This window comes from Elioraea rosea (genome assembly GCF_007644105.1).
In the GTDB taxonomy this organism is placed as follows: Bacteria; Pseudomonadota; Alphaproteobacteria; order Acetobacterales; family Acetobacteraceae; genus Elioraea_A; species Elioraea_A rosea.
The window spans coordinates 1-10868 of the sequence record NZ_VFAC01000070.1; the positions used below are offsets into that span (position 1 = coordinate 1).

10 protein-coding genes are annotated in these 10868 nt (G+C 69.2%); 8 read left to right on the forward strand and 2 right to left on the reverse strand.

Annotated features, from left to right (window positions below; genetic code table 11):
• The coding region (locus FIF60_RS20875; protein WP_158639334.1) for a transglycosylase SLT domain-containing protein at nucleotides 1–584 on the reverse strand (584 nt) is incomplete at its 3' end.
• 310 nt (nucleotides 585–894) lie between these two features.
• Between FIF60_RS20875 and FIF60_RS20880 the strand changes: the two genes are divergently transcribed.
• From FIF60_RS20880 to FIF60_RS20925, 8 genes are all read left to right on the forward strand, one after another.
• Entirely contained in the window at nucleotides 895–1758 is an 864-nt protein-coding gene (locus FIF60_RS20880; protein WP_144300224.1) for a nitroreductase family protein, read from the forward strand.
• Between the two features lie 157 nt (nucleotides 1759–1915).
• Complete coding sequence (locus tag FIF60_RS22305; protein ID WP_158639335.1) at nucleotides 1916–4111, forward strand: hypothetical protein; 2196 nt, start codon at nucleotides 1916–1918, stop codon at nucleotides 4109–4111.
• Nucleotides 4112–4281: 170 nt separating this feature from the next.
• Nucleotides 4282–5466: a ferrochelatase gene (hemH, locus tag FIF60_RS20900; RefSeq protein WP_239451744.1), complete on the forward strand. Its 1185-nt coding sequence runs from the start codon at nucleotides 4282–4284 to the stop codon at nucleotides 5464–5466.
• Between the two features lie 7 nt (nucleotides 5467–5473).
• A complete protein-coding gene (locus FIF60_RS20905) occupies nucleotides 5474–6142 on the forward strand; it encodes an HAD family hydrolase (protein ID WP_239451745.1) in 669 nt (222 codons plus the stop codon).
• On the forward strand, nucleotides 6139–6591 hold the full coding sequence (hemJ, locus tag FIF60_RS20910) for a protoporphyrinogen oxidase HemJ (protein WP_144300227.1): 453 nt from the start codon (nucleotides 6139–6141) through the stop codon (nucleotides 6589–6591). The genes FIF60_RS20905 and hemJ overlap by 4 nt, the downstream gene beginning before the upstream one ends.
• 95 nt (nucleotides 6592–6686) lie before the next feature.
• A complete protein-coding gene (locus FIF60_RS20915; protein ID WP_144300228.1) occupies nucleotides 6687–7736 on the forward strand; it encodes a methyltransferase in 1050 nt (349 codons plus the stop codon).
• 409 nt (nucleotides 7737–8145) lie between these two features.
• On the forward strand, nucleotides 8146–9420 hold the full coding sequence (gene rho, locus FIF60_RS20920; protein ID WP_144300229.1) for a transcription termination factor Rho: 1275 nt from the start codon (nucleotides 8146–8148) through the stop codon (nucleotides 9418–9420).
• Between the two features lie 403 nt (nucleotides 9421–9823).
• Nucleotides 9824–10522, forward strand: coding sequence for a PEP-CTERM sorting domain-containing protein (locus FIF60_RS20925; RefSeq protein WP_144300230.1), 699 nt, complete (start codon nucleotides 9824–9826; stop codon nucleotides 10520–10522).
• 49 nt (nucleotides 10523–10571) lie between these two features.
• Here FIF60_RS20925 and FIF60_RS21810 read toward each other — a convergent pair.
• A partial coding sequence (locus tag FIF60_RS21810) for a hypothetical protein (RefSeq protein WP_158639336.1) occupies nucleotides 10572–10868 on the reverse strand: 297 nt, incomplete at its 5' end.

Here is a 10868-nt window from a genome sequence, read left to right on the forward strand (position 1 = left end):
TTCTCGCGCGCCACCCGCGCCTCGCCCGGGCGGCACCCCTCGGTGGAGAGGCCGCGCGGCTGGGGGTGGCCGAGCCCGGCGAGGCTCGCGGCGATCCGGCAGCGATGCTGACGCGCCGCGGCCGTGCCTGGCCTCGCCCCGGCATAGCGGGCGACCGCATGGCCCCAGTCCTCGCCCCGCTCGGCGCTGTGGCGGGCAAGCAGCTGGCCGGCGAACAGCGCCGAGCGCCAGGGGTCGAACACCCAAGCCGGATTGCGGCGCGCATGCACGCCAATGTTGATCTGGAAGCAGCCGCCGGAGGCGCCGGCGGGGGACTGCCGGGCGATGCGCACCGCCTCGTCCCGCGTCTCTGCGTAGACCGAGCGCGCAGGCGTGCCGATCGCGAAGGGGTGGGCGGCGCTTTCCGTCATCGTCACCGCGGCGAGAAGCCCCGTCGGCAGGCCGAGCCGCGCTTCCGCCTCGCCGGCAGCGGCGAGGCAGGCACGCGCGTGGCCTGGCTCGGTGCTCGAGACCGTGCCCGCGGCATCGCCGTTCGCGACCGCTGCGTAGGACAATCCCGCAGCGAGCGCAGCTGCTGCAAGCATTGTCGGGGCGCGTTTGCGGTTCCTGCTCATAGTTCTGCCCTAGCCTTTTGCACAAACCATGTATAGGCAGAAACGCCGGCTCACCTCCGGGGTTGCCGTGTTCGTGTACTTCCGCAGTACTCCGAGCATGACTTGTGGCTAAAATATGGCGGGAACGTGTTGACTGGCCTCCGATTCCGGCCGTCTCGACCTGTTGTTGCGCCGCGTCCCTGAAATTTGTTGCGGTGGCGGGAGGTTGCGGCCCGGCACGCGGCGGCGCAGCATGCCCGGGACATACCGATGGGCGCAGGATCACGCGGGGGAAACGGGCATGGCCGACACCGGCACGGCGGCAACCGATGGGTCGACGCTGGCGGCCGACCTGGCGCTGCGCTTCGGCGAGGAGGTCGCGGTGCCAGAGGGGCTCCACCCCCAGGCGCTTGCGACGCTCGGCCGCATCGCCGGGCGGTCCTCGAACCGTCGCTACCAGCCCCGCGCGGTCGACCCCGCCCTGGTGCGGCTTCTCTGCGCGGTGGCGCTGTCGGCCCCTTCGAAGTCGGACCTCCAGCAGGCTGACATCGTCGTCGTGACCGACCCGGCCAAGCGCGCGGCCATCGAGGGGTGGCTGCCCGAGAACCCCTGGGTCAAGGGCGCGCCGGTTCTGATTGTGATCTGCGCCAACAATGCGCGGCAGCGGGCGATCCACGCGCTCCGCGGCCACGCCTATGCGAACGATCATCTCGACCCGTTCTTCAACGCGACCCTCGACGCCGGAATCGTCCTGTCGGCGCTGATCCTCGCCGCCGAGGCCGCCGGCCTCGCCACCTGCCCGATCAGCGCGATCCGCGACGAGGCCCAGAAGGTGTCCGACCTGCTCGGCCTGCCGCCCTACGTCTTCCCCGTCGCCGCGCTCGCGATGGGCTGGCCCGACGGAAAGGCGCCGATGAGCCCGCGCCTGCCTCTGTCGCTGACGGTGCACGAGAACACCCATTCCGGGGCGGAGGTGGCCGAGGGGATCGCGGCGTATGACACGCGCCGCGAGGCCATCCGCCCCTTCCCCAAGCAGCGCGACGTCGCCCGCTTCGGCGAGGTGCAGCCTTATGGCTGGTCCGAGGACAAGGCGCGCCAGTACGCGAGCCCGCAGCGGCCGGGGTTCGGGGCGTTCGTACGCGCGCGGGGCTTCAGGCTGGAGTAGAACGGGTTTGCGTCACATCAATCAGTGCTTGCAAGACAACGGCTAATCTTCCCGCGCGATTGGGTCGCGTTCGCCCAGGGCACGGTGCGCTGACGCGACGGGCCAAACAAGAAATGAACCGGCCATCTTGACCCAATCCCGCACCGAGGAGGGGAAGATGCGCAACGGATTGAACGGCATGGGCCACGGGCTCTGGTCGGCCGTATTGCTTGGGACAACCTTTCTGAGTCCGATCGCTGCGTCCGCGCAGGGCACCTACACGATCGACACGACCAGCCGCACCATCAACGGCGCCCCAAGCGGGGCAGTGAACGGTGTCCCGTGGACCTCGCGTGTCACGGGCGGAGTCGTTGAGTTCCTGTTCGAGGGCACGTTGAACCTTCAGGGGGCGCAGGTGACGCTCACCGGTGAGAGCCCGGCGCGCTTCATCGTAGGCAACGATGCGCTGCTTGCCGGCGCTGTCTTCACGGCATCCGCCGGCACTTTGGGCGGGGGCGCTGGCGGCCGTGGCGGAGTAGGTGGAGCCGGAGGTGCGGGCGGCGCAGGCGGGACAGGCGGGACAGGCGGAGCCGGAGGACGCGGCGGCGTTGGTGGCGGCGGAAGCGGCAACAACGGCAGCAGCGGGAGCATTGGCGGGGGCGGGTCTGCAGGGCTGAGCGGCTCCCCTGCTGGGCCGGCTGGCGCAGGCAGCGCTGGGTTCGGTGCGCCCACGTCAGGTGGTGCGGCGGGGTCTGCTGGGTTCCGAAGCAACGGCTCGCTGACGACTGGCGGCGGCGGTTCTGGCGGTTCTGGCGGCGATGGCGGAAGCTGTTCCGCGCCGTTCTGCTACGGGATTGATGGCGACAATGGCGGCAGCGGCGGTCTTGCCACTCAAGGCAGTGCTGGCGGGACAGGTGCGGCGGGCGGTGGTGGCGGCGGCGGCGCCAACCTACGGGATGGTGGCTTCGGAACGTTGACCGGCGGCGGCGGTGGCGGTGGCGGAGCGGGTGGGCAGGGTGGTGGTGGCGGCTCTGGCGGTGGTGCTGGCGGTGGCGGCGGCGGCGGCGGCGGAGAGCAGGGCGGCTTCGGGACCCTCGTCGGCTATGGTGGCGCCGGAGGCGGCGGCGGTGGCGGAGCCGGCGGCGGTGGTGCGGGTGGCGAGGGCGCTACGGGCGGAGCCGGCGGAAACGGCGGCGGCGCCTTCGAGATCTTCGCGTTCGGCCGCATAGATGCTGCGGGCGTACGCATTGATGTCCGAGGGAGTGCCGGCCGGCTTTCCACCCTCGGCCGTGACGGAGCCTCTGGTGGAAAGGGCTTCGATGGGTACGACGGTACGGACAAGAAGACGTCTGACGAGTTCAATCGCCCTGGCACGGCTGGCGGCGACGGCGGTGCGGGCGGAGCAGGTGGCGTTGGATTTGCTACGGGTCCGGCGCAAACAAACGAAGGCAAGGGCGCCGCTGGCGGCAGCAATGGCGCTGGTAGTGACGGCGGTACGAATGCCGGGCAGGACGGCGGCGTGGGCGGTGGCGGCTCTCGCGGTGCGACCGGCAACTTCGGTGGCGACGGTGGCGCCGGCGGCATAGGCGGAGGTGGTGCAGGCGGATCGGTGAAGCTCGTCGGCACGGACGTCGCGACATCTTCCGGTACGTTCGTGGATGCTGCTGGCGGGACCGGCGCTCAGAGGGGCGCGGATGGCCGGCTTCTCTTCGGCAGGAACACCTTGGCCTCCTTCGCCGGGATTCCAATGATCGAAGACGGGATCGAGCTCGGCTCAGGCCCGACGGAAACCAACCCCTTCCTCGCGAACGCAGCAGCGACGCCGTTCATTCCCGGCCTTGACGGCGGCGCGGAGATCTATGGGCTCACGGATCTCAAGGCCAGCGTCGATTTTCTGGACATCTACAATAATCGCGGCCCGACCGCGGCCGGCATCAACTACGAGATGGCCCTGGTCAAGCTCGATGTCGGCATCGACCTGCCCGACTTCGTCGGCTTCGACGCTCTCTACGTCATGAGCCTGCGCGATCCTGGCGCGAACATCTTCCTACCGAAGGTCGGCGTCGGTGATGGGAAGGCGGGCGACCCGCTGCTCGAGCGAGGGACCGCGCGCAACCCGCTGTTCGGCGGCCGGGGACCCATCGGCATCTTCGAGCTCGGCTCCGAACAGGTCTGGATGACGCTGATCCCGGAGCTGTCGACCGGCTTCTACATCAGTGCGATAGACGATCGGTTCTCGGCCTACGCGACCACATTGGGATACGGGGAGGCGCTTTACCTCGACCTGCCTGAGCCGGCGGGCCTCGCGCTTCTCGGCCTGCCGCTCGCCACGCTTCTGCTGATGCGGCGCCGACAGGCGGGCCCATCGGCATAGCGCCACGTCGGTGGGGAGCGGTCGTGTCAACGTCCGCTCCCCAGTCCTCTGGCACCGCGCTTTGCCGATCGCCGACATGCTCCCCAATTGACGTTCCCCGCGAAAGGCTGGCATCGGAACGTCGCGTTCCCACCTTCGGGAGGTACGCTGCGAGAGAGGACCCGCCGGAGATGGATGCGATGACGGCGCCGAGGGCGCTGGCCGAGGCAGAGGGCACGACACCCGAGAGGGCCCGCGAAGGCCGCCGCAAGGCCGCCCCGCGCAAGCCGCGCGTGGCCATCGTGCTGTTCAACCTCGGCGGGCCGGACAAGCCCGAGAGCGTCAAGCCCTTCCTCTACAATCTCTTCGCCGACCCGGCGATCATCCGCGTGCCCGCGCCCTTCCGCCAGCTTCTCGCCTGGATCATCACCTGGCGGCGCACGCCGATCGCTGCAGAGAACTACGCCGTGCTCGGCGGCAAGAGCCCGCTCCTCGAGCTCACGGAGGAGCAGGCCGGCGCGCTCGCGCGCGAGCTCTCTGGCGAGCTCGACGTCCGCGCCTTCGTCTGCATGCGCTACTGGCACCCGATGTCGGACGAGACTGCCCGCGCCGTGCGCGCCTGGGGCCCGGACGAGGTCGTGCTCGTGCCGCTCTATCCCCAGTTCTCGACGACGACGACCGGCTCCTCCCTGGACGCCTGGCGCGACGCCGCCGCCCGCGCGGGCCTCGTCGCGCCGACGCGGACGCTCTGCTGCTACCACTCTGACCCGGGCTTCATCTCCGCCACCGCCGCGATGGTGCGCGAGAGCTACGAGAAGGCCCGCGCCGAGCTCGCGCCCGAGGCTCCGCTGCGCGTTCTGTTCTCCGCCCACGGCCTGCCCGAGAGCATCGTCACGCGGGGCGATCCGTACCAGTGGCAGGTGGAGAGGACGGTCGAGGGCGTCGTCGAGGCGCTGGCGATCGACGGACTCGACCATGTCGTCTGCTACCAGTCGCGCGTGACGCCGCAGAAATGGATCGGCCCCTCCACCGAGGAGGAGCTGAAGCGCGCCGGGGCCGACAAGACGGCCGTGCTCGTCGTGCCCATCGCCTTCGTGTCCGAGCATTCCGAGACGCTCGTCGAGCTCGATGTGGAGTATCGCGAGGAGGCGGAGGAGTTCGGCGTGCCGGGCTATTTCCGCACGCCCGCGCAGAACAGCGACAAGGGGTTCATCGCCGCGCTGGCCGACCTCGTGCGCCACGCGCGCGCGGAGGAGCGCAGCCTCTGCTCCTTCCGCGGCCCGCGCACCTGCCCGCGCGCCTCGAAGGACTGCCCGCATGCGAGCCGCGGCTTCGCCACCGCGGGCCGCGTCGCCGCAGCGGCGGACGAGGACTGAGGCGGCTGTGGTCGCGGCCGTCCTGTTCGATTGCGACGGCGTGCTCGCCGACAGCGAGGCGATCGCCAACACGCTCGTGGCGGATGACCTGACGGCGCGCGGCTGGGCGATGTCGCCGCACGAGGCGGAGCGGCGGTTCCTCGGCCTCTCCCTGCCGCAGATGATGCCGCTGATCGAGGCAGCGCTTGGCACGATGCCGCCGGGCTGGGCGGAGGCGCTGAGCGAGCGCATCGCCGAGGAGATGGGACGGCGCGTCATCGCCATAGAGGGCGCGCTCGAGGCGGTTGCCTCGGTCCGGGCGATGGGGCTCGGCCATGCCGTCGGCTCCAACTCGTCGCGCGCGGAGCTCGAGGCCAAGCTCGCGCGGCTCGGCCTCGCCGAGGCGTTCGGCGGGCGCGTGGTCAGCTACCAGGACGTCTCAGCCGGCAAGCCCGCGCCGGACATCTGGCTCCGCTGCGCCACGCTCGTCGGCGCGGGGCCGGAGGCCTGCGTGGTGGTGGAGGACAGCATCGCCGGCGTGCGCGCAGGGCGGGCCGCGGGGATGCGCGTTCTCGGCTACGCGCCGCCAGGCTCCTCCCCTGGCGGCACGGCCGAGGCGCTCGCGCGCGAGGGCGCGAGGCCGTTCGCCCGCATGGCGGCGCTGCCGGCCCTGATCGAGGAGCTTCGCGGGGAATGACGATCGACGTGCTGGCCTATGCCTACCCCTGGGTGAAGTCGCTGCACGTGATCTCGGTGATCGCGTGGATGGCGGCACTCCTCTATCTGCCCCGCCTATTCGTCTATCACTGCGAGGTGAAGCCGGGCTCGGCGGAGAGCGAGCGCTTCAAGGTGATGGAGTACCGGCTCTCCCGCTACATCGCCTCGCCGGCCTCCATCGCCAGCTGGCTGTTCGGCATCCTGCTCGTGCTCACGCCGGGCGTGGTCGACTGGGCCTCGGGCTGGTGGCACCTGAAGATGGCCGGCATCCTCGCGCTGACGGGCGTGCACCACGTGATGCTCGCCCGCCGGCGCGACTTCCTGAACGACCGCAACCGCAAGCCGCAGCGCTATTTCCGCATCCTCAACGAGGTGCCGACGGTCGCGATGGTCGTGATCGTCGTGATGGTGATCGCCCGGCCCTTCTAGCGGGTTGATGCCGGTCAAGACATGACGCGCTTTCCTTGAACAGCACCCCGCGCGCGGTATAGTTTCGTTGTCGATACGGAACTGGGGGATGCACGATGCAGCAGGCAGTGTTGGCTGGCGGGCCGGACCTGGCCTCCTCCGGCGCCATGATGCGCCTCATCACCGCGGCCTGGGCAGCGCGCATCGTGCATACGGCGGCCGAGCTCCGCATCGCGGACCATCTGGTCGAGGGCCCGCGCGACGCGGGCGCCCTCGCCGCTGCAACCGCAGCGCACGCGCCCTCGCTCGCACGCCTGCTCCGCGCGCTCGCCGCGCTCGGCGTGCTGCGGGAGGATGACGATCGCCGCTACGCGCTCACCCCGCTTGGGGCGACCTTGCAGAGCGACGCGCCGGGATCCATGCGGCCGTGGGTGCTCCTTTGCTTCAGCGACGACCAGGGCAAGGCCTGGGAGGCGCTGACCCACGCGGTGCGGACTGGCGAGCAGGCCTATCGGCACATCTTCGGCATGGACAAGTGGACCCACCTCGCGCAGCGCCCTGAAGCGGCCCGACTGTTCGACGCGGCGATGCAGAGCCTCACCGAAGGGGCCAACGGCGCGCTGATCGAGCACTATCCGTTCGACAGGTTTCGCTGGATCGTGGATGTGGGCGGCGGGAACGGCTCGCTGCTCATGCCCGTGCTTGCGCGCCATCCGGACATGCGCGCCACCGTGTTTGACCTGCCGCACGTCGCCGACGCCGCCCGCGCCCACATCGCGGAGGCCGGGCTGTCCGATCGCTATGACGCGGTCGGCGGCGATGCATTCGCCTCGGTGCCTGCGGGCGCCGATGCGTACGTCTTGAAAGGCGTGATCCACGACTGGGAAGACGCCGAAGCTCTGGCCATACTGCGCACGGTCCGTGTCGCGATGGGCGAGGGCGCGCGGCTTCTAGTGATCGAGCGCATCCTGCCCGAGCGTATCGATCCCTCCGACATCCTCACGCCGGGGCGGTTCATTCACGACATCAACATGATGCTCAACCCGGGCGGACGGGAGCGGACGGAGGCCGAGTTTCGGGTGCTTCTCGACAGCGCGGGGTTCAGGCTTGCGCGGACGGTACCGATCCCCTGCCCTCTGTCGGTGATCGAGGCCGATCCCGTGTGAGTGCCGCGTCCGGCGCCCGCGGGTCGCAGCCTCGACGAGGCAATCGTGATCGCCGGGTGGCTCCGATTCCGCTCGCTGCGCCGTGACGGACGTTGACGCAGCCCCTCGCTTTGCCTAAGTAACGCTCATTCCCGGCGCGGCCGAACGGCAGGCCGCCACGATCCCCGAGGGAAGGTTTCACGCAACGCGGCGTCTCGCTTCCGGCCCAGGATCGGCCGGGGCACCAGGGCAAAGGCCCTCTGCAGCGAGCGCGGGTGTCACCTTTCCCGGGAAGCGACCAGGTCCGAGGCGCGCCGGAGCGACCACCTCTCCCGCGCACCGCGCGTGGCGGTTCCATCCGCCGGCCACCGTGCTGCACCCCCAAAGCCACCGCGCGCCACGGCGCGCCATTTCCAGGCCCACTGCACCCATGCACCTCGCCGAACTCAAGGCAAAGAGCCCCGCGGACCTCCTGGCGCTGGCCGAGAGCCTCTCCGTCGAGAACGCCTCGACGCTGCGCAAGCAGGACATGATGTTCGCCATCCTGAAGTCGCTGGCCGACAACGACCAGGCGATCCACGGCGACGGCGTGCTCGAGATCCTGCCCGACGGGTTCGGGTTCCTGCGCTCCTTCCAGGCCAACTACCTGCCCGGGCCGGATGACATCTATGTCAGCCCCTCGCAGGTGCGCCGCTTCGGCCTCCGCACCGGCGACACGGTGGAAGGCCAGATCCGCAGTCCGAAGGACGGCGAGCGCTACTTCGCGCTCGTGAAGGTGAACCAGATCAACTTCGACAACCCCGACGCGGTGCGCCACCGCATCAACTTCGACAACCTCACGCCGCTCTACCCCGAGGCGCGGCTCAAGATGGAGGTCGAGAACAAGGAGGGCGTGCAGAAGGGCGTCCAGAAGGACTACACGCCCCGCATCCTCGACCTGATCTGCCCGATCGGCAAAGGCCAGCGCGGCCTGATCGTCGCCCCGCCGCGCACCGGCAAGACGGTGATGCTGCAGAACATCGCCTCCTCGATCGCAGCGAACCACCCCGAGGTCTACCTCATCGTTCTACTCATCGACGAGCGCCCCGAGGAAGTGACCGACATGGCGCGCACGGTGCGCGGCGAGGTGGTGTCCTCCACCTTCGACGAGCCTGCGACGCGCCACGTGGCGGTGGCAGAGATGGTGATCGAGAAGGCCAAGCGCCTGGTCGAGCACAAGAAGGACGTGGTGATCCTGCTCGACTCGATCACGCGCCTCGCCCGCGCCTACAACACCGTCGTGCCCTCCTCGGGCAAGGTGCTGACGGGTGGCGTGGATGCGAACGCGCTGCAGCGCCCGAAGCGCTTCTTCGGTGCCGCGCGCAACATTGAGGAGGGGGGCTCTCTCACCATCATCGCGACCGCGCTGATCGACACCGGCAGCCGCATGGACGAGGTGATCTTCGAGGAGTTCAAGGGCACCGGCAACAGCGAGATCATTCTCGACCGGAAGCTGTCCGACAAGCGCACCTTCCCCTCACTCGACATCACCAAATCCGGCACCCGCAAGGAGGAGCTGCTGGTCGAGCGCGGCACGCTGTCGAAGATGTGGGTTCTCCGCCGCATCCTGATGCCGATGGGCCCGCAGGACGCGATGGACTTCCTGCTCGACAAGCTGAAGTACTCGAAGACCAACCAGGACTTCTTTGATGCGATGAACACATAAGGCGTGTTCACCGCATCGGCGTTGAGTTTGTCCGCTCCGCGGACCGGGGCGATGAACACCTGAGGGGTGTTCAGCCATCGGGGTTGAGGTCGTCCGCTCCGCGGACGGGGGTGGATAAGGCGTACCGAACAACGGTGTTGCCGCTGTTCGCTTCGCGCATGCGGGCGATGACCAGCCTCGAGTTTATTCCTGGGCTTAGTTCCCGCCTTGGGAAGGCGGAGCGTGCGACACCCGCGCACCGACAACCGCCTCGTCATTGGAGCCACGGCTCGGAACCGAGTCGGAAATCTTTACGGTTCTGCGGGCGATACGGTTGAGCGCTGGCGAAAAAACATCCGGCTCAAAGCCTTAAGACAGGCGGCATATTTCTTGCTTCGAAGATTCCACCGGGCCGAACCGTGTCTTGGGGGAGTTCGTCATGCGCACACGTTCCTTGCTGACCGTCATGCTGACCGTGGGTTGCGTCGCCGCGCCTATGGCTGCGTCGCCAGCCACGGCTGCGATGGCGAGTTGGGCGAATTGGGTGGCCGCCGGCGCCGAGGAGGTTGGTGGCTTCCTCCAGGTCGGCGCGACGTCCGTCAACGTCATCTACAAGGGTCCGTACAGCTTTGCCCAGGTTACAGGAGGCGGGACGAACTATTGGCTTCCCTCCGCGCCGTACATCAGCGCGACGGTCGAGAACGCGCCGCCGGATTCCGACATCATCGCGCTGAGCACGGGTGGCGCGAAGAAGATCACGTTCTCGCAGGCCGTGATCGATCCGTTGCTGGCGCTCGTCTCCTGGAACAACAACACGGTCGACTTCGGTACGCCGATCGAGATCATCAGCTTCGGGCAGGGCTTCTGGGGCAATGGCACGCCGATCCTCAACGCAACTGGCACCGGCTTCTTCGGTTCCGGCGAAGTGCATGCGGTGATCCGCCTGCCAGGAACCTTCACCGAGATCAACTTCACCGATACCAGCGAGAATTGGCACGGGTTCACCGTCGGCGTGCTCGATGTGGCCGAACCACCAATCGGCGTTCCGGAGCCGGTCTCGCTGGGCCTCCTAGGTGTTGGTCTGCTCGGCCTGTTCGCAGCGCGACGCATCGCGATGGCCTGACCTACAACGGGCGTATCGGCGTTGGCCGGCACGCCCGTTATCGCGGCCCCTACTCCACCCCCTCGCTGATCGCGAGAAGCCGCGCGCGTTCGGCTGGCATCAACCCCACCGCGCCCGGGCACGACTTGTCGTCGAGCATCGCGTGCGCGATCGCCGCACGGGTCTCGCGCGGCAGGTCGCGCGCGGTCGTCCTATCGTCGGACCAGATCTGCCCGAGGATGCCGCGCGCGACATAGGGCGCGCGCTCCGGCGCGCAGGCGAGCGCCGTCAGCGTCCCGCCCACCGCGCGCGGGTCGGGCGCGGCGAGTGCGGCGAGCGCGGCGTGGCGCATGTCGAGGCCTGGGTC

Bases quoted from the DNA above. Each gene is read 5' to 3' on its own strand.
- FIF60_RS20880 (WP_144300224.1), top strand. From the start codon at position 895: ATGGCCGACACCGGCACGGCGGCAACCGATGGGTCGACGCTGGCGGCC.
- FIF60_RS20915 (WP_144300228.1), top strand. From the start codon at position 6,687: ATGCAGCAGGCAGTGTTGGCTGGCGGGCCGGACCTGGCCTCCTCCGGC.
- FIF60_RS22305 (WP_158639335.1), top strand. From the start codon at position 1,916: ATGCGCAACGGATTGAACGGCATGGGCCACGGGCTCTGGTCGGCCGTA.
- hemH (WP_239451744.1), top strand. From the start codon at position 4,282: ATGGATGCGATGACGGCGCCGAGGGCGCTGGCCGAGGCAGAGGGCACG.
- rho (WP_144300229.1), top strand. From the start codon at position 8,146: ATGCACCTCGCCGAACTCAAGGCAAAGAGCCCCGCGGACCTCCTGGCG.
- hemJ (WP_144300227.1), top strand. From the start codon at position 6,139: ATGACGATCGACGTGCTGGCCTATGCCTACCCCTGGGTGAAGTCGCTG.